Annotated in this window: 19 protein-coding genes; 9 read left to right on the forward strand and 10 right to left on the reverse strand. The window is 63.6% G+C overall.

Going from position 1 to position 22,842, the window contains the following annotated elements; genetic code table 11:
- Positions 1–11 precede the first annotated feature (11 nt).
- The gene (locus G5S42_RS34590; RefSeq protein ID WP_176111247.1) at positions 12–911 is read left to right on the forward strand and encodes an NAD-dependent epimerase/dehydratase family protein; all 900 of its coding nucleotides are present in this window, start codon (positions 12–14) and stop codon (positions 909–911) included.
- 113 nt (positions 912–1,024) lie between these two features.
- Here G5S42_RS34590 and G5S42_RS34595 read toward each other — a convergent pair whose 3' ends face one another.
- The 3 genes from G5S42_RS34595 to G5S42_RS34605 all read right to left on the reverse strand — a co-directional run bounded on the left by G5S42_RS34595 (position 1,025) and on the right by G5S42_RS34605 (position 4,998).
- Positions 1,025–1,243 carry a hypervirulence associated TUDOR domain-containing protein gene (locus G5S42_RS34595; RefSeq protein WP_176111248.1) on the reverse strand — a complete coding sequence of 73 codons (219 nt, stop codon included), beginning with the start codon at positions 1,241–1,243 and terminating at the stop codon, positions 1,025–1,027.
- Positions 1,244–1,417: 174 nt separating this feature from the next.
- Positions 1,418–3,151 carry an NADPH-dependent assimilatory sulfite reductase hemoprotein subunit gene (locus G5S42_RS34600; RefSeq protein WP_176111249.1) on the reverse strand — a complete coding sequence of 578 codons (1,734 nt, stop codon included), beginning with the start codon at positions 3,149–3,151 and terminating at the stop codon, positions 1,418–1,420.
- Between the two features lie 8 nt (positions 3,152–3,159).
- Entirely contained in the window at positions 3,160–4,998 is a 1,839-nt protein-coding gene (locus G5S42_RS34605) for an assimilatory sulfite reductase (NADPH) flavoprotein subunit (protein WP_176111250.1), read from the reverse strand.
- 169 nt (positions 4,999–5,167) lie between these two features.
- Between G5S42_RS34605 and G5S42_RS34610 the strand changes: the two genes are divergently transcribed.
- From G5S42_RS34610 to G5S42_RS34620, 3 genes are all read left to right on the forward strand, one after another.
- Positions 5,168–6,091 (forward strand): LysR family transcriptional regulator, encoded by a 924-nt coding sequence (locus tag G5S42_RS34610; RefSeq protein WP_176111251.1) that lies wholly within the window; start codon positions 5,168–5,170, stop codon positions 6,089–6,091.
- 349 nt (positions 6,092–6,440) lie between these two features.
- On the forward strand, positions 6,441–6,908 hold the full coding sequence (locus tag G5S42_RS34615) for a CBS domain-containing protein (RefSeq protein ID WP_176111252.1): 468 nt from the start codon (positions 6,441–6,443) through the stop codon (positions 6,906–6,908).
- Between the two features lie 31 nt (positions 6,909–6,939).
- Positions 6,940–8,955: an acyl CoA:acetate/3-ketoacid CoA transferase gene (locus tag G5S42_RS34620; RefSeq protein ID WP_176111253.1), complete on the forward strand. Its 2,016-nt coding sequence runs from the start codon at positions 6,940–6,942 to the stop codon at positions 8,953–8,955.
- A gap of 17 nt (positions 8,956–8,972) precedes the next feature.
- Here G5S42_RS34620 and G5S42_RS34625 read toward each other — a convergent pair whose 3' ends face one another.
- The 3 genes from G5S42_RS34625 to G5S42_RS34635 all read right to left on the reverse strand — a co-directional run bounded on the left by G5S42_RS34625 (position 8,973) and on the right by G5S42_RS34635 (position 12,311).
- Entirely contained in the window at positions 8,973–9,521 is a 549-nt protein-coding gene (locus G5S42_RS34625) for a hypothetical protein (protein ID WP_176111254.1), read from the reverse strand.
- 28 nt (positions 9,522–9,549) lie between these two features.
- Positions 9,550–9,705, reverse strand: a complete 156-nt coding sequence (locus tag G5S42_RS34630) for a hypothetical protein (protein WP_176111255.1) — start codon at positions 9,703–9,705, stop codon at positions 9,550–9,552.
- Positions 9,706–9,920: 215 nt separating this feature from the next.
- Positions 9,921–12,311, reverse strand: a complete 2,391-nt coding sequence (locus tag G5S42_RS34635) for a two-partner secretion domain-containing protein (protein WP_176111256.1) — start codon at positions 12,309–12,311, stop codon at positions 9,921–9,923.
- A gap of 498 nt (positions 12,312–12,809) precedes the next feature.
- Between G5S42_RS34635 and G5S42_RS34640 the strand changes: the two genes are divergently transcribed.
- Positions 12,810–14,033, forward strand: a complete 1,224-nt coding sequence (locus G5S42_RS34640; RefSeq protein WP_176111257.1) for a YeeE/YedE family protein — start codon at positions 12,810–12,812, stop codon at positions 14,031–14,033.
- A 93-nt stretch (positions 14,034–14,126) separates the two neighbouring features.
- Here the strand turns inward: G5S42_RS34640 and G5S42_RS34645 are convergent, their stop codons facing one another.
- Entirely contained in the window at positions 14,127–14,807 is a 681-nt protein-coding gene (locus G5S42_RS34645; protein ID WP_176111258.1) for a DUF4410 domain-containing protein, read from the reverse strand.
- Positions 14,808–15,011: 204 nt separating this feature from the next.
- On the opposite strand from G5S42_RS34645, the gene G5S42_RS34650 reads away from it, so the two are divergent.
- Positions 15,012–16,667 (forward strand): FAD-dependent oxidoreductase, encoded by a 1,656-nt coding sequence (locus G5S42_RS34650; RefSeq protein ID WP_176111259.1) that lies wholly within the window; start codon positions 15,012–15,014, stop codon positions 16,665–16,667.
- Between the two features lie 16 nt (positions 16,668–16,683).
- On the opposite strand, the gene G5S42_RS34655 is transcribed toward G5S42_RS34650, so the two are convergent.
- Complete coding sequence (locus tag G5S42_RS34655) at positions 16,684–17,586, reverse strand: ATP adenylyltransferase family protein (protein WP_176111260.1); 903 nt, start codon at positions 17,584–17,586, stop codon at positions 16,684–16,686.
- A 51-nt stretch (positions 17,587–17,637) separates the two neighbouring features.
- Positions 17,638–18,123, reverse strand: coding sequence for an adenosine-specific kinase (locus G5S42_RS34660; RefSeq protein ID WP_176111261.1), 486 nt, complete (start codon positions 18,121–18,123; stop codon positions 17,638–17,640).
- 697 nt (positions 18,124–18,820) lie between these two features.
- Between G5S42_RS34660 and G5S42_RS34665 the strand changes: the two genes are divergently transcribed.
- The 3 genes from G5S42_RS34665 to G5S42_RS34675 all read left to right on the forward strand — a co-directional run bounded on the left by G5S42_RS34665 (position 18,821) and on the right by G5S42_RS34675 (position 21,215).
- Positions 18,821–19,942, forward strand: a complete 1,122-nt coding sequence (locus G5S42_RS34665) for a tryptophan leader peptide (RefSeq protein ID WP_312883683.1) — start codon at positions 18,821–18,823, stop codon at positions 19,940–19,942.
- Between the two features lie 64 nt (positions 19,943–20,006).
- Complete coding sequence (locus tag G5S42_RS34670; protein WP_176111262.1) at positions 20,007–20,336, forward strand: hypothetical protein; 330 nt, start codon at positions 20,007–20,009, stop codon at positions 20,334–20,336.
- A 33-nt stretch (positions 20,337–20,369) separates the two neighbouring features.
- A complete protein-coding gene (locus G5S42_RS34675) occupies positions 20,370–21,215 on the forward strand; it encodes a GNAT family N-acetyltransferase (RefSeq protein WP_176111263.1) in 846 nt (281 codons plus the stop codon).
- Between the two features lie 19 nt (positions 21,216–21,234).
- Here the strand turns inward: G5S42_RS34675 and G5S42_RS34680 are convergent, their stop codons facing one another.
- The gene (locus G5S42_RS34680) at positions 21,235–22,824 is read right to left on the reverse strand and encodes a methyl-accepting chemotaxis protein (protein WP_176111967.1); all 1,590 of its coding nucleotides are present in this window, start codon (positions 22,822–22,824) and stop codon (positions 21,235–21,237) included.
- Positions 22,825–22,842 lie beyond the last annotated feature (18 nt).

The following is a 22,842-nucleotide window of genomic DNA, read 5'->3' on the forward strand; positions in this document are numbered from 1 at the left end:
AAGAGGAGCACATGACGAAGCGAGTGATTGTGACCGGCGGCAGCGGCCTGGCCGGGAAATGGGTCGTCCAGGACCTGATCGAGCACGGCTACGAGGTGATGAACGTCGATCGCGTGCCGATGGCAGCGCGCACCGCGCGCACGTTGATTACGGACATCACCGATGCGGGCCAGGTATTCAATGCGCTGGCATCGAGCACGGCGGCGGGGGAATTCGCCAACGACCTCGAACCCAAGCCGATTGACGCGATCGTTCATTTCGCGGCGATCCCTCGCATCATGATCACGCCCGACAACGAGGTTTACCGAATCAACGTGATGGGCACGTACAACATCCTCGACGCGGCGTCGAAGCTTGGCATCCGCAAGGTGATCGTGGCATCGAGCGAGACCACCTACGGCATCGTGTTCGCGCACCGCGACCGCAGTCCGGAATACTTCCCGCTCGACGAGCAATACCCGGTGGACCCGATGGACAGCTACGCGACGTCCAAGGTGATCAACGAAGTGACGGCGAAGGCGTTTCACGCGCGAACCGGCTCCGACATTTACTGCTTACGTATCGGCAATGTGCTCGAACCCAGCGACTACGCGAAGTTTCCGCAGTGGCTCAAAGACCCGGCACTGCGCAAGAGGATTGCGTGGAGCTATATCGACGGCCGCGACCTCGCGAGCGCGTGCCGGCTCGCCATCGAAAAGGATGGCCTCGGCTTTCAGGTCATGAACGTCGCGGCCGACGACGTATCGTCCGACGTACCCACAGCGGAACTGCTTCGGCGCTACTACCCGGGCGTGCCGCTCAGAAAGCAACTCGGCGAGTTCGAGACTCTGCTCAGCAATGAGAAACTCAAGCGCCTTCTTGGGTGGAAACAGCAACACTACTGGCGCGACGAAGCGAAGAAGATCGCCTAGCAGGCATGGCGGGCCGGTACCCTGCCGGCCCGATCATGCCGTGCGAGTCTTGATGGCCTACCTTGCAACGACGCAGCCCGGTGCAATCGCGTCGTTTCTCGATCCGGCGCGGATCAGTGCTTGTGCACCTTCTCCAGACTGTCCGCGCGATGCACCGCATGCTGACCGCTTTTCTCGCTTTCGACCTCGTAATGGGGGTCGTCCGTCGACGCGTTGACAACCTGACCGTCCAGTTCCGTCTCCCTGATGATCCTGCGGACGATCGTGCCTGTCGTCACGCCTTGCGCAGTGTTCCACGTAACGCGATCACCTGTTTTCAGTCGATGGGACATGATTGTGCTCTCCAGTGGTTGAACCCATAGGATCGCAGCATTCCTCGTTCCTGAAGCCGGGTCCGAACGCCTGCCTCGCGCCGCCGACGCCCGCGTCGGCGGCGCAAATCCAATTCTCCTTCATGGACCGAAAGTAAAGCGACATCGTCGAAGCAGACCGTGCAATACACTTGATCAACGGTTGAAATCGCGGCCCGAGGTCACGGCATCGACATAACCTGCGCGAATGACGAAGTCACCGAAGTGCTCGTGCTCGACGCGTTCGCTGGCGAAATGGCCGAGCGTCGTGTCGAGCGACTCGAGGATCGTCTGTTCGCCGACGTTCTCGCGATACAGGCGATTGAGTCTTTCCCCGTGAAAGCCGCCACCGAGATAAAGGTTGTACTTGCCCGGCGCGCGTCCCGACAGGCCGATCTCTGCGATATAGGGCCGCGAGCAACCGTTCGGGCACCCGCTCATACGCATCGTGATCGGGACATCCGTCAGCCCGTGCTTTTCGAGCAAGGCTTCGATCTTCGTCACGAGAGACGGGAGGTAGCGCTCGCTTTCGGCCATCGCCAGACCACAGGTCGGCATCGCCACGCAGGCCATCGAGTTCAGGCGCAACGCGCTGTCACGAACGTGAGCGAGCAGGCCGTGTTCTTCGGCGAGCCGCTCGATTTGCTCGCGGTTCGCGTCGGGCACCTGAGCAATCACGATGTTCTGATTAGGCGTCAGGCGAAACGTGCCGACGTGCACGCGCGCGATTGCACGCAGACCATCGAGCAGCGCATGGTCCGGCCCGTTGCTCAGGCGGCCGTTCTCGATGAACAGCGTCAGGTGATGTGCGCCGTCGTCGCCCGTCTGCCAGCCCAGTGCGTCGCCGTTGGTTGTAAAGGCAAACTGGTGCGCGTTTCCGAGTGCGAAGCCCAGCCGCCGCTCGATCTCGGCTTTGACCCAGTCGAGACCGAGATCGTCGATCGTGTACTTGAAGCGCGCGTGCGCGCGTTCCTTGCGGTCGCCGTAATCGCGCTGAACGCTCATCACCGCTTCGCAGGTGGCAAGCACCTGATCCGGCGTGACGAAGCCGATTACGTCGGCGAGGCGCGGATAGGTCGCCGCCGATTGATCGCTGCGGCCCATTCCGCCGCCGATCGCGACGTTGAATCCCTTCAGTTCGCCATGCTCGGCAATGGCGATAAATCCGAGGTCCTGTGTATAAACATCGATGTCGTTGACGGGTGGAACCGCGAAGCCAATCTTGAACTTGCGCGGCATGTAGGTCTTGCCGTAGAACGGCTCCTCGGGTTCCGGGCCCTCGATGCGTGTCTCGCCATACCAGGCCTCGCGATAAGCGTGCATGCGTGGAATCGCCTGGTCGCTGGCGCGGCGCGCGAGGTCATAGACAGCGGCATGGAGCGACGACAGATGCGGATTGATCGAGCACATCACGCCGCGGGCGTCGTCGCCGCAGGCAGAGATCGTATCGAGCTGCACTTCGCGCAGGCCCTGGATGAGGGGTCGCAGGTCGTCCTTGAGCACCCAATGGAATTGGACCGTTTGCCGCGTCGTCAGCCGCAGTGTTTCGCCGCCGTTCGCACGCGCGAGCTCGTCGAGTTTGAGCCATTGCGCAGGCGCGCAAACGCCGCCTGGCATCCGCACGCGAATCATGAATTGAAACGCCGGTTCGAGCTTTTGCCGCCGGCGCTCGTCGCGCAAATCGCGGTCGTCCTGCTGATAGATGCCGTGGAATTTCAGCAGCTTCGTGTCGGTATCGGCTACGGCGCCCGTCAGCGGATCGGCAAGGCTTGCGCCTATCGTGCCGCGCAACTGGTCGCTCGCGGCCTTCAGACGTTCGTCCGCGCTCAAGCGTTCGACGGGCTGTGACAGGTCGCGGCTGCGATCCGGTTCGGTATGTGGGTTGCTCATCATGTCGCTCAGTAGACATCGCGCTGGTAGCGCCCGTCACGTTGAAGCTGTTGAAGGTACGCTTGCGCGCATTCGGTATCGAGCGCGCCCTCGCTGCCGATGATCTCGAGAAGCGTGTGATGGACATCGGGCGCGAGGCGGCTTGCATCGCCGCAGACGTACAGGTGCGCGCCTTCTTCCAGCCACGCGAAAAGGTCGTGGCCCTGCGCCTGCATCCGGTGCTGCACGTAGGTCTTGCCTTCGCCGTTGATGCGCCGGTCGCGCGAGAAGGCAACGTCCATCCGCGTCAACGCGTTGTCTTTCAGCAGCCGTTGCCACTCCGTCTGATAGAGAAAGTCGGTGCGGAAGTTGCGTTCACCGAAGAAAAGCCACGACCGTCCGTTGGCCCCGCGTGCTTCGCGTTCCTGCATGAAGGCGCGAAACGGCGCAATGCCGGTGCCGGCGCCGATCATGATGATCGGCACGTCGCCTCCGGGCAACCGGAAGTTCGAATTCCGGTGTATGTACACAGGCAGTTGAGCATCGAGCTCGATGCGCTCGGACAATTGCCCCGACGCTACGCCTGCGCGCGGTTCGCCGTGCAGTTCGTAGCGCAGCGCCGAAACGGTCAGGTGCACTTCATCGGGTGCCGCGGCGAGGCTCGATGCAATCGAATAGAGGCGCGGCTGCAAAGGTCTTAGCGCAGCGAGGAAGTGTTGCGCGTCGATGCCCTTGACGGGAAACCGCCGGAGCACGTCGATGATGTGGTGACCGCGCATGTAGGCGGTTCGCTCGCCCGCATGCGCGTTGTCGACGAGACGTTCGAGCTCCGCCGCACCGCAAAGCCGTGCCCAATGCTCGAGAAAGCGTGGCGTGAGCGCAGTGACTTCGAAGCCCGCGCCAAGCGCATCGCCGAGTGTGGTGTCGTTGCCCTTCACGTCGACGGCTTGCGAGTCATCGAGATCGAGTTCCTGCAGTACCGCGCGAACCACTGATGGGTCATTCGTCGGCACCACGCCCAACGCGTCGCCCGGTTCGAAGCTAAGGCCCGAGCCTTCGAGCGACAGCTCGATATGCCGGGTTTCCTTCGAAGATCCACGCCCCGTCAGCGCAATGTTTTCAATGACGCGGGCGTGAAATGGATGTTGCCTGTCGATGGCGGCCCGCCGTTGCGGCAACGCGCCTGCGGGCGCGCGCGGCTCGGCGCTGGGCGGCTGACCGCCTGCGGATAAATTGCTGCCCAGAAGCGCAAGGGTCTGCTCGATCCAGGCGTTCGCCGGTTGTTCGTAATCGACGTCACAATCGACCCTCTGCGCGAGGCGCTCGGCGCCGAGCTCCTCGAATCGGCGGTCGAGCCGCTTGCCCGCCTCGCAATAGTGTTCATAGGTCGAGTCTCCCAACGCCAGCACGGCAAAACGCATGCCGCCGAGCTTCGGCGCCTTGCGTCCTTCGATGAACTCGAAGAAGTCGGTGGCCGACTGCGGCGGATCGCCCTCGCCATAGGTGCTCACGACGACGAGGACATCCTGCTCGTCCTTCAACTGGCGAATCTTGTAGCTCGCCATGTCATGCAGCGATGCGACGAGACCGCGTTGCGCCGCCTGCTCGGCGAGCGTGCGGGCGAGCGCCGCGCTGTTGCCGGTTTCGCTGCCGTAGAGCACGGTGAGCCGGCGTGCCGAAGCGCCGCCGAGATCGGCTTCAGCAGCCGGTGCGCGCGCTTCGGCTCGCAGTGTGCTGGCTTGATCGAACCCCGCCAGATATCCGCTGACCCAGACGAGTTGCCGGGAGTCGAGCGAGGTCGTGAGGGCCTTGATGTGTTCCCACTGGGCCTCGGTCAGCCCCGGGTCCCGAAATTCCGCAATAGCCATCTCTCTATCGACTCCAGACGTGCGCTGCCCCGGGGTGTCCGCGTGAGCGTGTCGCGCGGGCCTCGACAGGTCAACTTGGTGATGAACCAACAGCCATCTTCCGGCACCGGTTATCCGCAGGCAAATGGATTATCATTCCAATTGAAAGCAAAAATTTTGATATAAAACGATGGATATCACGCTAGCTCGCACCTTTCTCGAAGTCTCGGCAAGTGGCAGCTTCATATCGGCCGCGGAGCGTTTGCACCTGACGCAGACGGCGGTGAGCGCGCGCATCCGCACCCTGGAGGAACAGCTGGGACGCCGGCTGTTCGTGCGCAACAAGGCTGGCGCCCGTCTGACGACGGCTGGGGAACGCTTCGTCCGGCATGCAACGACCCTCGTGCAGGTGTGGGAACAAGCTCGTCAGCATGTGGCGCTCCCGCCCGGACGCGAAGAGGGTGTCAGTCTGGGCGGCGAACTCAGTCTGTGGCATCCGCTCCTCGCCGACTGGCTCATCTGGATGCATCGCGAATGCCCGCAGATCGCCCTGCGCGCGGAGGTCGACAGTCCGATGCGTTTGCTTGACCGCGTGCATGAAGGATCGCTCGACATCGCTGTTCTTTACAACCCTCCGCAACGTCCTGACCTGGTTTCGGAACTGCTCGTCGAAGAAAAGCTGGTGATGGTGACGAGCGCGCCAGATGGCGCGATGGATCCCGCCCAGTATGTCTATGTCGACTGGGGGCCGAGCTTTCAGGCAAACCATCAGGCGGCCTTCCCTGACCTCGGTAGTCCACCTGTCTCCATTTCGCTCGGACCGTTGGCGCTGACTTATCTGCTGTCAGTTGGCGGATCGGGCTACTTTCGCATCGGCACCGCCGAGCCGTTTTTGCGGGACGGCCGTCTGCGCCTCGTCACGGGCGCGCCGGAATTCTCATGGTCGGCGTACGTGGTGTACGCGAGACGACAGGAAGGCAACGTGATCGACCGCGTCCGGCAGGGGCTGCGGGCCGTCGCCACTGCGTATGACGAACCGCGCGCGGACCACGAGGTGGGCTCACGGCCGACCGTTCGCGGTAGCAAGCGGCGGACGGATCGACAACTTCTCTAATTGCTATGACGTCGCTACTGCTGTCGCGAGTGAACTCCAGTCGATCGCAATATCGAGCGACAGTCTGCGAGTCAATTTGCGGCCAATCATTCGCAACAACCGAAAGGCAATAGAGGTCCCATCGACATTCACCTGAGCGGTCGAATGTGAAAGTCGCCGCACCGTCAACCGCACTCTTCCACATAGGCCGGAACGGAAAATGTTCGTTCGGCGCAGATCAAGCGACGTACACTGCAATTCGACGAAGACAAAAGATCGCCAGACCTGGCTGGACCTGAACGACAGTATTCCGATTTCGCTTTGATCAGGCGGAGTCCGCACATGCTCCCCTTTCTGTGTGGAGGCGCTCATGAAAAAGGAGAGGAAGACAGCACGGCAAATTCTGTCCGCGAACCCGCGGGAGGTGGTTTCGGTCGGACCCGACGACACGGTGCTCAGCGCGCTGCAGCTAATGGCCGACAAGGATGTGACGACGGTGCTGGTGCTGCAAAGCAGCAATCTGGTTGGCGTGCTGTCCCAGCGCGACTACGCGCGCAAAGTCGATGTGCTCGGCCGCAACGCCGCCAACACCAAGGTTGGCGACATCATGACCACTCAGGTGTTTTATGTGACACCCGAGCATACCTGCGATCAATGCCTCGCGTCGATGCACACGAAGCGGATCCGGCACCTGCCTGTTATCGAATCGGGGCGCGTCATCGGCGTGCTTTCCGACAGTGACGTGCTGGAGGAACTCCTGCAGGAGGATGAGCATTTCATCCGGGTTCTCGAGGACGACATGCTCCATCTGACCATCGATACCGGCGGCGCCTACTAGACGGTCGCGCTCGAATCAGACGAGGTGAAACGTGAGCACGCAATCAACCGCGGGGACGCCTTCACCGGCGATCCTTTCCCGCTCGTCCGGCAAAGTGGCGTCCGCGCGCGATGCCGTGCGCCTGATCCGCGCCGGCGATACGGTCGCGACAGGCGGCTTCGTCGGCATCGGCTTCGCCGAAGACATCGCTATCGCCATCGAGGAACTCTGTACGACCCGTGACGAGGATGCGTTAGTCACCCTCCCAAAGCCCCGCGACCTGACGCTGGTCTATGCGGCCGGTCAGGGAGACGGCAAGGATCGGGGACTGAACCACCTGGCGACGCCGGGACTCGTCAAACGCGTCATCGGCGGACACTGGGGTCTGGTGCCGAAGCTACAGCGGCTTGCGGTGGATAACCAGATCGAAGCCTATAACCTGCCGCAGGGCGTGATCAGTCACCTGTTTCGCGACATTGCAGCCGGAAAACCCGGCCATCTTTCACGAGTCGGCCTCGGTACCTTCGTCGATCCGCGCTTCGGTGGCGGCAAACTGAACGAACGCACCACCGAGAACCTGGTCGAGTTGATGCAGATCGGCAACGAGGAATATCTGTTCTACAAGTCCTTCCCGATCAACGTCGCGATCGTGCGCGGCACCACCGCCGATCCCGACGGCAATGTGACGATGGAGCGCGAAGCGCTGACCCTGGAGGCTCTGGCGATCGCCATGGCCGCGCACAACTGCCACGGTCTGGTGATCGTCCAGGTGGAGCGAATCGCCGAAAGCGGCTCGCTCAATCCGCGACAGGTCAAGATCCCCGGCGTGCTGGTCGATTGCGTCGTGCTGGCGCCGCCCGAGAACCACCAGCAGACCTTTGCCACACCGTACAGCGCGGCGTTCGCCGGCGAAATCCGGGTGCCCGTGAGCAGTGTGGCGCCGATGCCGATGAGTGAGCGCAAGGTGGTCGCGCGGCGCGCGGCAATGGAACTCCAGCCGAACAGCGTGGTGAATCTCGGAATCGGCATGCCCGAGGGCATCGCCAGCGTCGCCAACGAGGAAAGAATCCTCGACCTGCTGACGCTGACCACCGAGCCCGGCGTGATCGGCGGCATTCCGGCGGGAGGCTTGAACTTCGGCGCGGCGACCAATCCGCAGGCGATCATCGATCAGCCCGCCCAGTTCGATTTCTATGACGGCGGCGGGCTCGACATCGCGTTTCTCGGCCTCGCGCAGGCCGATCGGATGGGTAACCTCAACGTGTCGAGATTCGGGCCGCGCCTGGCTGGTGCCGGAGGCTTCATCAACATCAGCCAGAATGCCAGGAAGGTCGTGTTTGTCGGCACGTTCATGGCGGGCCAAAGCCAGATTTCAGTCGTCGACGGCAAGCTGCACATCCACCGTGACGGCACGGCCAGGAAGTTCATCGAGGAAGTCGAGCATCGCACGTTTTCTGGCCCGTATGCGGCGGCAGCGGGACAACCGGTCCTCTACATCACCGAGCGTTGCGTGTTCGAACTGGGCGCCGAGGGCATGGAACTCATCGAGATCGCACCTGGCGTCGATCTGGAGCGCGATATTCTGGCCAGGATGGACTTCGCACCGATCCTGCGTTCGCCGAAGCAGATGGATGAGCGGATTTTCCTGCCGGAACCGATGGGCCTGCGCTCGAATGTTTTGCGGCTGCCGCTGGAAGCGCGCTTCATCTACGACGACGACAAGAACATCATGTTTCTCAACTTCTCGCGTCTCGAGGTGAAGCGTCCCGACGACATCGCCGCGATCCGGGCTCAGGTATGCCGCGTCTGCGAACCACTGGACCACAAGGTTTATGCAGTGGTGAACTACGAAGGTTTCGTGTTGGACCCCGCGCTGGAAGACGCGTATGTCGAAATGGTCGAGGATATGGTGCAGCGCTACTACCTCGGCGTGACGCGCTTTACTACCAGCGCTTTCATGCGCGCCAAGCTGGGCGGCGCACTGACGCGGCGCGGGCTGTCACCTTATGTCTATGAGACGGAGGCGGAAGCGCAGGCCTTCCTGCGCGAGCAGTCGTCGGAGCGCTAGCGAAGCTGAAATCGACATCACATCGGCTTGTTGTCGCCACCCTGCAAGTGGAGCGGGTCCGGGCTCTTCTGGGTTGAGCGCAGCACGCCGGTGTCGTCGAAATAGAAATTAAACAGCAGGTACCACACGTTGTCTTCCAGATAGCGATAGCTCCAGACTTCGCGTTTCATCACCGGAAAGTAAGTCGTTTCCTCCGGGCGGCCGAAGTTGATCAGAACGTCATTCTTCGTCCACTTGTCAGGCTCCGCGCGGTAAAACTCGTTCGGCTGCAGCACTTGCCGGACGCGGATCACCTTGCCGGTCGGGTCGATGTCCGCGGCGACGGTGACTTCCCCCATGGGCTGCGTCGGCCACATCAGCCGCCGGGAACCGTCGGGCATCTCGTAGACCTCGCGCGGCTGCCCCAATCGGGCGACGACGGCCGATTCCGGTTCGCCTGCATGGAACGCCTCCCACGGCTGCGCGCAGGCCCCGAGCGCGAATAACGCCGCGCAGAACAGCGCGGCGCGTGTGTGACAGGCACGACCGAATGCCGATCGGGGTGAGTTCGATCGCCGGGATGTCATCTGGGACTCTACCCGCCAGGCTCCGGAATCAGTGCCTGTGATGTAGCCAACCCATGTGATGGGCGTCGAGCCACTGGGTCATGGTCTCTTGTCGATGCGCGTGCCTGTATCGCCGCGCGAACACGAACGCGATGACCAGCAGGGCCGCCAACGCCACTACCAGGCCGATCATTGACTGAGTCATGGCAGCCTCCTTTCTAGGTTGCGACCATGGTTATATGGTAGCCGATGCGCTCACCGAAAGCGTCGCGTGCGCGGCGGGGACCCCGCCTCAGGGCCGCCACTTCGTCGCCGGCCCGGCAACCGTCGCTCAGAACGACGCCGGCATCGGCATCACGCAAGCCGGCTCGCGCGGCCTCATGGCTGCCCCCGACGCATGCCTCTATCGGACCCTCGATGTCAGGGCCCCGCCAGCCAGCGCAACTCTGGCCCCGGATAGCCCGCGACCCACGTGCCGTTCGCGCTGAAATCCCACGTGGGACCGAAGCTCGCCGGCTCGAGCAGCTGTTGATCGGTGAGTCCGCTCGAGTTGGCCACCGCCGTGCCCGAGCCGACACCCGCCGCCGCTCCGGACGATTCGCGGTTCCAGAACACGTTCGCGGCGATGCGGCCGCTGTTCGTGCCCGCGATACCGCCTGTCGTCGCGTTCGCGCCCGCCGTGAGCCTGGACGCGGCATACGACTCGCGGATGAAGCCCGCATTGCTGCCGACAAGCCCTCCGACAGTCGCGCCGCCGCTCAGGAATTCGTCTGCATACGATTGGGCGATCGCGCCACGGTTGGTGCCGACGAGTCCGCCGACTATGCTTTGCGCACCGGCTGTTGCCCGGCCGATCGCGAAAGACTGACCGATGCGGCCATCGTTCAGGCCGACGAGTCCACCGACCTGATCCGCGCCATTGATGCTCACACCAGCCCACGAGCGCTCGATACGTCCAAAGTTCTCGCCCACCAGGCCGCCGGTCACCGTACTCGTGTTGCCTGTCACATTGATGGTCCCCGTTGCGCCGACGTTCACGATGGACCCGTAGTTGACGCCGGCCAGCAAGCCGACCGTTCCTCCCGATGAGGTCGCGGCGCCGTCCGCCAGCGTGAAGTTGCGCACGACGCCGCCCTTGCCGATCACGCCGAAGAGTCCGGTATCGGCCGCGGTCGACAGATGCAGGTCCGCGGGCAGATGCCCCATGCCGTCGAACTGACCGGTGAACGGATTCGCCGCGGTGCCGATGCCGCCGAAGTCCGGCGCACCCGCGAATTCCAGCCCCCTGCTGCCCAGCGCATAGTTGCCGGACAGGTTGTTGTTCACGGCGCTCAGGTCCGCCATCGAGTTGACGAGCTGATAGGCCGTGAACTGCGTGACGAGCCCACTGAACGGCGCAGGGTGCCAGAATGCGTTGGTGCGCACGGTGCCGGGCGTGTAGCTGCCGTTCATGTCGTACAAGCCACTGACGACGCCCATGCTGCGTGACCAGTCGATCGTGCCCAGATTGGTCAGGCTGCCGCCGTTGTCGAATCCATAGGTATCGGCGGACAGCGTGAGCGACCCTGCGCCCCTATTGGCGATGGTCGCCCGCGGTGCGATCGTCAGCGAGTGAGCCGCATCGAGCGTCAGCGCGGAGGCCCCGTGCCAGCGCACGCTCGCTTCGATCGCGATGTCCCCTTCACCGGTCGCACCGAGCTTGCCGTCCCCGCCATTCGCGATCACGGAGATGGTCGTGCCGTTGTTCAGGCTTGCGCCGAGCGTGGTGGCGGTCGGGACGTCCGCGATGAAGTCCCCAGTTGTGATGTTCCATGCTTTCGCTCGCACGTTGGCGCCGCCGAGCTTGACGTCTTTGCCTGACATGTCGACCGTGCCACCGCTGCCGTCCGCATTGCGCGCGCTGATTTGGGCGCCGCGCGCATCGACGTTGCCGGAGTTGACGAGGACTCCGTTGACGGTCGTGTTCGCGACGAGCCATACGTGGCCGTCGCGCGTCGCGGTGCCGGTGGCGCGCAGCGCACCCGAATGACCCGCGAGGGCGAAGATGTTGCCGTCGGCCGCCTGCAGGTTGACGATCGCCGCCCGCACCGTGCCCGAGTTCGTCACCGTGCCGCCGCTTCCCACGTCCACGAAGACTTGTTGATAGTTGCCGTCGTATAGATGCACCTGACGGCCCGTGGCGAGTTCGGCATTGCCGTTCGGCGCAACGATCGTCCCTGCGTTCGTGACCTTGCTGGCCGATATCAGGAACACGTCTCCACCCGACGAACTGATCTTGCCGAGATTGACGACATCCGCCGTAGAACTGCCTGTATAGACTGACCCACCGATCACGGGCGGGTTGAGAAAGACATCGTTGGGGACGTCGAGGGTCGAGGCGACGAAGCGCCCGCCCGTCGACACCACGCCGCGAGGCCCGATCAGCACGCCATGCGGGTTGATCAGGTAGATGCTGCCGGTGCCCTTCAGCGTGCCGTAGATCGCCGACACATCGTTACCCGTCACGCGATTGAGCGTCGCGCCGGTGCCGTTGTCGATCGACACCGTGCGGCGCGATCCGATCGAAAAACTGTTCCATTCGATGATGCCGCGCGAGCCCGCTTGCGTGATGCTGATGCCGGCGTCGTTCTGAGCAATGCTTCCGGAGCCGGCGACGAAGTGCCCGCCCTGCGGCAGAGTCCCCGCCGCGCACGCGACGTGCGTCGTGAAAAGTCCGGTCAATGAAACAACGATGGCGAATGAAATTCGCCCACTTGAATGACGACGTTGCGATGCACGTCGTCGCAGCAGAGGTGACCTTCGAGTTCTCATACATCCCCCCTTCCACGCTCGCGCGAAACGGCTGCGCCCCGTATGAAGACTAGCAGTTCGCCTCCTCGCCAGTTGCAGGCAATCTCAACGATTTGCGCCTTCGTGTAAGGCTTTTGCACCGGTCTCGCCGCACGACGGCCGCTTGGTTTGAAGGCCGTGGCTTCGCGACGCCGTTTATTACCACCGCCTTCCACGTTGATGACGATTTCAATGCAAGTTTGAAATACCGTTATTACGACAGGTTATTAAACGACGGACCTCCGACCACCGTCGATCTCCGCAAAAACCCCGTCCGGCGGGCATTGCCGGCTCGCGACACCGCACGCGCCCCGAGTTGCCGTCGAGTAGCGCGAACCTTGGCAGGCAGCGGCCGCAACCTGACATTTCGGTATACTCCCGGGCTTTCCCGAAACGATTATTCGCGGCACTTCCCGCGCAGCGACCGCCGTTTGACCGGCGCGCCGCCTTCGCGCGACAAGCGCGTCCGCTCCACTCATCATGTCCGATCTCTCCACGCCATTCGGCGCGCCTCGCCGTGTCGTCAACATCAATCCGAAGCCGCTCGCCGTCGGGCTCGCGCTGGTCGTGCTCGGCGCGATCTATCTCGCGCAGACGGTCAGCGTGAAGCAGGCCGCGCTGTATGTCCTCGGCGCGCTGCTCGGCATCACGCTCTATCACGCCGCGTTCGGCTTCACGTCCGCATGGCGCGTGTTCATCGCCGACGGCCGCGGCGCCGGCCTGCGCGCGCAGATGCTGATGCTCGCGGTCGGCGTGCTGCTGTTCTTCCCGGCGCTGTCCGCCGGCACGCTGTTCGGGCATCCGGTGGTCGGCGAAGTGTCGCCCGTCGGCACCTCGGTCGTGGTCGGCGCGTTCATGTTCGGCATCGGCATGCAGCTCGGCGGCGGCTGCGCGTCCGGCACGCTGTACACGGTCGGCGGCGGCAGCACGCGGATGGTGGTCACGCTGATCGCGTTCATCATCGGTTCGGTGATCGGCACGGCGCACATGCCGTTCTGGTCCGCGCTGCCGCATCTGCCGCCGATCTCGCTCGTGCAAACGCTCGGCGTGGTTCCGGGGATCGCGCTGAACCTCGTGGTGTTCGCGGCGATCGCCGCGCTCACCGTGCTGATCGAGAAGCGCCGTCACGGCCGTCTGGTCAGCGAGGTGGAGCGCGCACCGAACGCATCGCCGTGGCTGCATGGCCCGTGGCCGCTCCTCGCCGGCGGCGTCGTGCTCGCCATCCTCAACTTCGTAACGCTCGCGCTGTCGGGTCGTCCGTGGGGCATCACGTCGGCGTTCGCGCTGTGGGGCGCCAAGGCGTTTTCCGCAATGGGCGTCGACGTCGCGAGCTGGCCGGTGTGGAGCACCGGCCCGAACGCGGCCGCCCTCGCCGCACCGATCAGCCACGACATGAAGTCGGTGATGGACATCGGCATCGTGATCGGCGCGATGCTCGCCGCTTCGCTGGCCGGCCGCTATGCGCCGGTGTGGCGTCTGCCGCTGCGCTCGCTGATCGCGGCGATCGTCGGCGGTCTGATTCTCGGCTACGGCGCGCGTCTCGCGTACGGCTGCAATATCGGCGCGTACTTCAGCGGCATCGTGTCGGGCAGCCTGCACGGCTGGCTGTGGCTCGTCGCGGCATTTTTCGGCAACGTGGTCGGCACCAAGCTGCGTCCGCTGTTCGGCCTCCCGGTCGAGCGCATCAAGCAGACGGGCTGCTGATCAGGCGGCTTCGGCCGCCTATCGGGCGGGGGCTGCGCTGTTGCTCCGCCCGCGCAGTTCCGGTCGAAAGTCGTCGCAACGAAGTCGAGTCTTCTACCTGGCGCCAGTCTGAAGCCGTCGCGCGAGCTCGTCGGCTATCTGCTGCGCGCTGTTTCTGACCGCCATCTTTTCATCGCGACCGGACAGAACGACCTTCGCGGCGATCACGTACGGATTGAGCTTGACCACCGCGCCCGGCATATCCCTGCTCTTGCCCTCTTCAACACTTTCATAAAGCGGCGGCAACTCCGGCGCAGCCAGGTTATCGCAGGAAACCGCGACCTGAAACTGGCTTTGGCCCGCGCCCATGCCCACCATCGCGCGACGCAGCCGGTTACCCTCGTCGACGCTGAGAAAAACACCGCGCACCTGCCAGCCGTCGTGAGGCAGCGGCTCACCCGGCGCGACGCGGCGCGCGTCTACTCCGGCCTTCTTCAGATCGTCCGTCAAGGATTGCGCCATCAGCGCGACGATCTCTCGCGCCCGCGCCTGCGGGTCCTGCTGCTGGCGCAACGGACCCGCCGGCACCAGATTGCCCACGATGCCCCGCGCGCGGTGGCCCGGCCCGCTGTCAGGGGCGATATTCGCGGCGTCGAGATCGAAATCGGCGACATAGACAACCGGCGGCGCGGCAGCAGCCGCGAGCGCTGCCGACGCATCCGCCGCGAGACATCCGTCCGCGCTGGCACACACATACGTCGCCAGACCGACCATTCGCATCCATCGAAACATCATTGCGCACCTCCGCGCTGATCGCCTGGTACTGGTTGCATGGCAACGACGAAATACGCCACTCACATCTTGGCTCTTCACCCATCTTAGGACTTTCGATCGTCTGCACCGCGATCCGAAAATCCTATACTGGGTCGATGCGGTTGGTGGCTATGCGCGTTGTCCGCGTATGCCTTGGCGCGAGTTCGACAAACGGAAAACAAAGCCATGCTGACGATCGACGACATTCGCGCCGTGCCGCTGTTCTCCACCCTCCCCGACAGCGAACTGGAAACCCTCGCGCACACGGCCGCGGACCTGCATCTGTGCGCGGGCGAGTTCGCGGTTCATGAAGGCGGCGAGCGCGCGTTATACGCGGTGCTGTCGGGCAAGATGGAAGTCATCAAGACGTTCGACGGCATCGAGCGGACCTTGGGCTGGCGTCTGCCCGGCACGATCTTCGGCGAAGTGCCGCTTGCGCTGAGTTCGCCGTTTCCGGGCGCCTATCGCGCAGCCGAGCCTTCGCGCGTGATGCGCGTCGACGCGCCGCAATACTATGCGCTCGCGGCGGCGTCGCCCGAGGTGGCGTTCAAGATGGGGGCGCTCGCGCGCGAACGCATCGGCGGGCTGCAAAGCCTTTCCGCCGAGCCGCCGAAAGCGCGTGTGACGATCGTCGGCAACCGTTGGGACGATGCGTGCACGCTGCTGCGCCAGTTTCTCGCGCGCAATCAGATCAGCGCCGACTGGCTGGCGCCGGATGCGCCCGAACTGGCCGCGCGCTGGCCTGGCACCTGTCCAACGGAACGCGAGTGCCCCGCGTTGCGCCTCGTCGACGGCACGGTGCTGAGCCGGCCCGCGACCCGCGAACTGGCGGGACTGCTCGGCCTTCAGACGCAGCCGCGTCTGGACGGATACGACACGGCGATCATCGGCGGCGGCCCCGCGGGGCTGGCTGCCGCGGTGTACGGCGCGTCCGAAGGTCTGCGCACGCTGGTGCTGGAGCGCGAGGCGCCGGGCGGACAGGCGGGCACGTCGTCGCGCATCGAGAATTATCTCGGCTTTCCCAATGGCGTTTCCGGCGACGAACTGGCGAGCCGCGCGCTGCAACAGGCACGGCGGCTCGGCGCGGAAATCCTCGTGACGCGCTCGGTCGAGCGCATCGATGTAAAGACGCGGCGGATTCATCTCGACGGCGGCGACGCCGTACACGCTCGAACCATCATTCTCGCGACGGGCGTCACGTGGCGGCGGCTTGCCATCGACGGCTTCGACCGCTTTATCGGCAAGGGGATCTACTACGGCGCGGCGCGCAGCGAAGCGAGCGCGACCCACGGCCTCGATGTCCATCTGATCGGCGGCGGCAATTCGGCCGGCCAGGCGGCGTTGTTCTTCGCCAATCATGCGCGCAGCGTGACGCTCGTCGTGCGCGGCGATTCGCTCGAAAAGGGCATGTCGCGCTATCTGGTCGAACAGCTTGCGGGCAAAGCGAATGTCGCGGTGCGCTTGCGCTCGGAAGTCGTCGGCGCGCATGGCGATACGCATCTGACGGCGATCGACATTCGCGATTCGACGACGGACGCAGTAAGCCGGCACGACTGCGGCGGCCTGTTCGTCTTCATCGGAGCCGATGCGCAGACGGAATGGCTGCCGTCCGAAATCGCGCGCGACGTACGCGGCTATGTCCTGACCGGCGACGACGTCGTCAAGGCCGCACGCTGGCCGTATCATCACCGCGATCCTTATCTGCTCGAATCGAGTGTGCCTGGCGTGTTTGCGTGCGGGGACGTGAGGCTGAGCCCTGTGAAGCGCGTCGCTTCGGCCGTCGGCGAAGGCAGCATGGCGATTGCTTTCGCGCACAGGTACTTGCAGTCGGACGGTGCGTGAGGTCGCCGCTCGGTCACTATGTGTTCGCAGGCAGCGCGGCGCGTTCCAATACCGTCATCGGGCCTAGCCTTTCGATTACGTCCAGTTGAGCCGCGTCACGCACGAACAGCGAACCCGCAAAGCCGAGCGCGTTGACCGACACGCCTTCGACACGCTCTTGCGATCTCGGCACGAGCAGCATCCAGCGCCGTGTGACCAGCAGGTTGTAGGGCGCCGCATGACACCACACACGATCGATTTCGAGCGCGCCGACACCCGCCGCTTCGAGCAGCGTGCGATAGCGGGACAGCGCCAGCTTCGGCGCATCCGCGCGCGTCAGATCATCCGCGTCGAAGCGCGCGAACGCATGCCAAAACGGCAGCTCCGGCACGCGGTCCTGCGCACCCAACAAGGGCTCGATAGGCACGGGCGGATCGGCGTCCCCGAGCGGCAGCGGCACGATCTGCAGATGCTTGTGCGGCTGGCTCGAACCCGCCTCCGTGCCGGCGTTGTAAAAGCCGATGCCGTCGAATTCGGCCATGCACGCGAGCAGCGCTTCGAAATCGGCAAGATCGAGCAGCGCTTCCTGCGGTTCGAATTCGCGCGTGACGATCAGCAGATGATGATCGATCACGTTGAACTTGTTGAGCAATGCTAGATGCGTGTCGGAGATGTCGGCGACGAACAGATCCGGGTCTGGAGGAAGAAATGGGTCCGCTTGCGGGCGCTTTGCGGTCTGCAGCTTGTGCGCCTGCTCGCGCTGTTGTTCCTTGTGCGTCAGGCTCGACACCTGACGCACGAGAAAGCGGATGCCGCCGCTGTCGATCATGCACTGTTGCGTGTCGATCGGCCGCAGCGCGCCGCAACCGAGCGCATGGTCGGTCTGTCGCAGAATGGCGGGCCACAGCGTGCCCGGAATCAGGCGTCGTTGTCGTTCCATAGCATGTCGGCAGGTAGGGCGGCGCGTGTAAAGCGAGTGAAAGCGCAGCGGCTACAGTTTGTAGCCTATCGTGCGCAAAAGATCCTTGCGCCATTGAACGTCTTCCGCGCTTTCGGTGCCGACGGGTGGAAAGCCATCGATCACGCCGACGATCCCGCGCCCCTGATCCGTTTCAGCGATCAGCACTTCGACGGGGTTCGCCGTTGCACAGAAGATGCGGCAGACCTCGGGCACGGCCTTGATCGTGTTCAGCACGTTGACGGGGAAAAAGCCGTCGCCGAGAAATACGAAGAAGCTATGGCCCGCGCCGACGTTGGTCGCGTTCTGGCATGCGATTTCGACGAGGCTGTCGTCCGTGCCGGAGCGCCGCACGAGGCGCTTGCCGGAGGCCTCGCAAAACGCGAGCCCGAACTTGATGCCTGGCACCGTGCCGACCATCGCTTCGTGAATATCCTCGACGGATTTGATGAAGTGGCTTTGCCCGAGGATGAAGTTGGTCGCTTCGGGCTTGACGACCTTGACGGCGGACAATTGCATGGTGGACCTCGCTCCATTGCGGCAACACGCCGATGAAAACACGTCGAACACCGGCCAGCCCGACTGCGGATGGTTCGCGCGTCAGCCGGTCTTCGTCGATCCGGCTTCTAGCCTAGTACGAAAACCGGGCCTCCGGCGAACGACGCCACGAATTCCCGAATTCCGGAGGTCGTCGCGTACCGCACGTGGCTCGTTGCGGGTCTATCTTGAAGCGATCCCGGCATCCAGGAAACCTGCGCCGTCGCGGCGCACGATCCGCGCCGCGGCTGCCCGAAAAGCCGTATCCGGCTAGCATAAGACCTACGTCGAACAGGCAGAGATAGCCTGACTTATGGCGGCATTGATCGGCCAGAACCCGCGTCTCCGTCATAGCGTTTTGACCCGCTTTAAGCCCCCATCGCGCCGCAGTAGCCTGTCCGGGTCAACAAGGTCAAGCGCCGGTTTACGCCCCCGACCGAGTGTGCAAGTATCTTCACCAAGCCGCATCCCGCACACTCTTGCGAGGTCCACGATGGCCTGGAAACTTTGGAAGACCGAGAAGCAGAACGACGAGACGCGAAGCTGGCCGAGCGGGACGCATGAGTCGTTGAAGCAGCTTCTGGACATGTACCTGGTCAGCGACTCGCCACCGTTTGCGAACTGGGCCGCGCCCGGGATCACCTTCACGCCCGAAGTCGAAACGCTCGCCCGAAACGGAGTGCGGGGCTATCAGCTTGCCCTCTGGCTGTGGCTTTTCGCCGAGAAGCACGGCACCATCGCGGCAAAAATGGTGCGCGAATCTTTTTGCCTGCTCGCCGACGCGATGCAGCCGTCGTCCGGTGAGAAGATCGACACGCTCCTCGAGCTCGAAAACCGCCTCGCGCATTCTGTCGAAGACCTTTCCGCTCAACAGCGCACCTTCCGCCTGGAGGGACTGTCCGTCGAGCTGCCGATGGAGTTTTTCCTCGCTACCGCCTTCCTGCGGCTCGCACCGGATTCTCCATATGCGGGGACCGAAGGCACTCACGTGCAAGGCAACGACTTCAAACTGGCCGACTGTTTCCGCCATGCAACCGAAGAGGGGCTGGCGGTATTCCGGCCGATGGTAGACGCGGTCGAGTTCGACGCGAAATCGCTGCCCAACTGGCGATGGAGCGCTCATCCCGGCGCTGCCGAGCGACACCTGCAACGGCGCCACAAGAATCCGCTGTTCGCGCTTCATCGCCAGATGGTGACCGCTCACGAGGTCTATGAGGCACGACTTGCCGATGCGCGGGCCATCGAGGAGGTCAGGAGCGAGCTCAATGAGATCAGCCGCTCGTTCTCCGAGACGACCGAATTGCCGTTGAACTGGCAGCCCTTCCTCGAACGATACCGGGACCACGTCGACAGGCTCGATGAACGCCGGCTCGTGGTTGGCGGACAGAGCACGTCTCTCGGCAATGCAATTGCGGAGTTGCGCGCCGACATACTTGCAACCTGGCGCGCTTCGATTCACAAGAATCGGCACAGTCTCGTGACCCTGGAGCAGGACGAAGCGAAACGGACCGAGCGGCGCGCGCTGCTGTATGGATGCGACTGGACGGCTCAGCTTTTGAGCCACGGGTCGCTGATTCCGCCGGAAGAGGTGGTGCCCGCGCTGCTGAGCGAGCCCCCCTCCGAGTTGGAAAAGGTGGTGGCGGGTCTGCGGGGCGAACCGCGACTGCATGAGACGCTGGCGCAGTGTCGTGCAACCGCGCATCGGCTCGTCAACGAGCTTCGCGCGGCCGGCCATCAGCTTTCCGATATCGACGACAAGCTTCGCATTCTGGATGGTGCGCCCGGGCAGTCGCCGGATTGATCGTCTTGCTGGTATGCGATGTCTTGTAACCCGTGGATGCCACGCCCGACCACAAAGGCCACTTATGAATTCTTCCTCTCGCGCCCCGCTCGAAGTAGCGACCGAGGCGGCATCCACGCTTTCGGAGTACCTGGAGCTTTCGCTAGACAAGGGACAGAGCCTGATTTTCGTGCTCTCTCACGGCGAAAATAGCGAAGTCTATCTTGGCGACCCCGGCGAGCCAGACGCGGACTGGACAAGCTGCGCGGCCATTCCGAACACGATGGTCCACGCGCTTCTGGAGACCACCCGGTCGGGATTCAACCAGGTGGTCATCGAAGGACAGGCCTATCGCTTCGCCCGGACCTTCGCGCAAGTTGCCGGGCATGGCGCTGTCGTCTTCACGCCCGCATAGACGTTGTAGCCAATCACGTTGCTGCGTTTGAGCATGGATGATCATAGCGATTTCGTTGTGCGCAACATGTCGTCCAGCGAGGTCGATCTGGCGATCGAATGGGCTGCGGCAGAGGGATGGAATCCGGGCCTCGACGACGCGCGATGCTTCTGGAATGCAGACCCCAATGGCTTTTTCGTCGGTATCTGGCGCGGCGAGCCGGTGGCATGCATCTCGGCAGTCGCCTACGACGAGCGCTTCGGTTTCATTGGCCTCTACATCGTCAAGCCGGCATTTCGCGCCAGGGGTTTCGGTCTGCGCACGTGGCAGCACGCGATGCGCTATCTGGGAGATCGGACGATCGGCCTCGATGGTGTCGTTGCCCAACAGCAGAACTATAAGAAATCCGGCTTCCAGCTCGCGTATCGCAACATCCGCTTCCAGGGCGTCGTGCGAGCCGCGTCGGCGCCCAGGCTGACGAACGCGCGGGAGGTACCCTTCGCGCAACTGCTCGCCTACGACAGCGCATGTTTTTCGACCAACCGTTCCCGCTTCCTCGCGGACTGGATCGCGCAATCACAGGCGCTGGCTTTGGCGGATGTGCGCAACGATCAGATTAGAGGGTACGGTGTGCTGCGCCGCTGCAGGAGCGGCTACAAGATCGGTCCGCTCTTTGCCGACGACGCACGGATTGCCAACGATCTATTCGACGGGCTGGTCGCGAGCGCCGCAGGCGAAGTCATCGCGCTCGATGTCCCGGAAGTCAACGCGGCTGCGGTCGCGCTCGCTGAACGCTACGGCATGGTGAGCGCATTCGAAACGGCGCGCATGTACACGCGCGCCGCGCCGGCCATTCCCGTGCAACGCGTGTTCGGGGTGAGTACGTTCGAACTAGGTTGACTGCAAAGCAACAGACCGATCATCGAGCGGCCGAGAGCGACGACTCACGCTGACCGGAAATGGTGAAAAGGCGCACGGTCTCATCCAGCACTTGAGCGGAGTCGATCAGCCGTTGCGCGGTGGCCGTCGCTTGCTCCACCAGCGCGGCGTTTTGCTGGGTCGCGCTGTCGAGGTGCGTGATTGCCTGATTCACCTGCATGATGCCTTTGGCCTGCTCGTCGCTTGCGTTTGACACATCGTCGATGATGGTCAGTACGCGTCTGACCGTCTCGTCGATCACTTTCATCTGCGACGCGGTGCGGTCGATCAGTTCCGTTCCTTGCGAGACTTCCGCGACGGTCAGATCCACCACGGACTTGATTTGCCGCGCGGACTCCGCGCAACGTTGCGCGAGCATGCGCACTTCGGTGGCGACGACCGCGAACGATCGGCCGGCGTCGCCGGCACGGGCGGCTTCGACCGCCGCGTTCAAAGCAATGATGTTGGTCTGAAAGGCGATGCCATCGATCACGCCCGTGATATCGGCGATACGCTGAGACGCCGACGTAATGCCGGACATGGTCCGCTCAACCTGACCGACGATCTCGCCGCCAAGCGCCGCGGCATCCTGTGCTTCCCGCGCAAGTCCGAGCGCGGACGCGGCGGCGTCTGCATTGGCCTTCACGCTGGTGGTGAATTGCTCCATGGTCGCAGCGGTTTCCTCGAGCGACGCCGCTTGCGATTCAGTGCGGCGCGCCAGATCTTCATTGCCGCTCGACATTTCACGAGCGGAGTCCACCACCCCGCCGATCTGGCCACGCACGTCCAGCACGATCGCGCCGAGGTTCGCCTTCAGTTGGTTCAGCGCGCTCAGTACGTCGCCGAAATCGCCGTTCCTCGAGATGCCCATTTCGGCGGTCAGATCACCGGCAGCCATACGGGTGGCGAAACTGGAGAGCCCCGCGAGCGGCGCACCCAATTGCTTTCGCAACGCCAGCCAGGCCAGGCCGGCCAGCACCGCGGTGACGCCAGTCGCGCTCCAGTACGGCAGCGGCGGCATCCCGCCGTACAGCGCCGCACCGACGAGCGGGAAGACCAGCGGCGCGATCGCATAGCCGATACCGATGCGCGCCACGACGGACAAGTGCGTCAGTACCTGCAGCTTGCCGGCTATCCCGGTACGCACCAGCTTCCCGCGGCGCAACTTGTGCGAGCGCAACGTGCCTTCGCGCATCCGCGCATAGGTTGACTCGGCAAGCCTCACTTCGTTGCGAGAAGGCTTGGTGCGAACGCTCAGATAGCCGACCGTCTGACCGCTTTCGATCACCGGCGTGACGTTTGCGCATACCCAGTAGTGGTCGCCATTCTTGCGGCGGTTTTTCACGAGCGCCGTCCAGGGCTGACCCGCGCGGATCGTCTCCCACATGTCGGCGTACGCGTCGCGCGGCATGTCGGGATGCCGGACGATGTTATGTGGCGCGCCGAGCAACTCTTCTCGCACGAAGCCTGAGATCGCAATGAATGCGGGGTTGCAGTACTGAATCCTTCCTTTCAGGTCGGTTGCCGAGACAAGCATCTCCGAGGCGGGGAAATCGAATTCGCGTTGTGTTACAGGCTGGTTATTGCGCATGAAGGTCGTTAGCGAGGC

The sequence above is a fragment of the Paraburkholderia youngii genome (assembly GCF_013366925.1).
GTDB lineage: Bacteria > Pseudomonadota > Gammaproteobacteria > Burkholderiales > Burkholderiaceae > Paraburkholderia > Paraburkholderia youngii.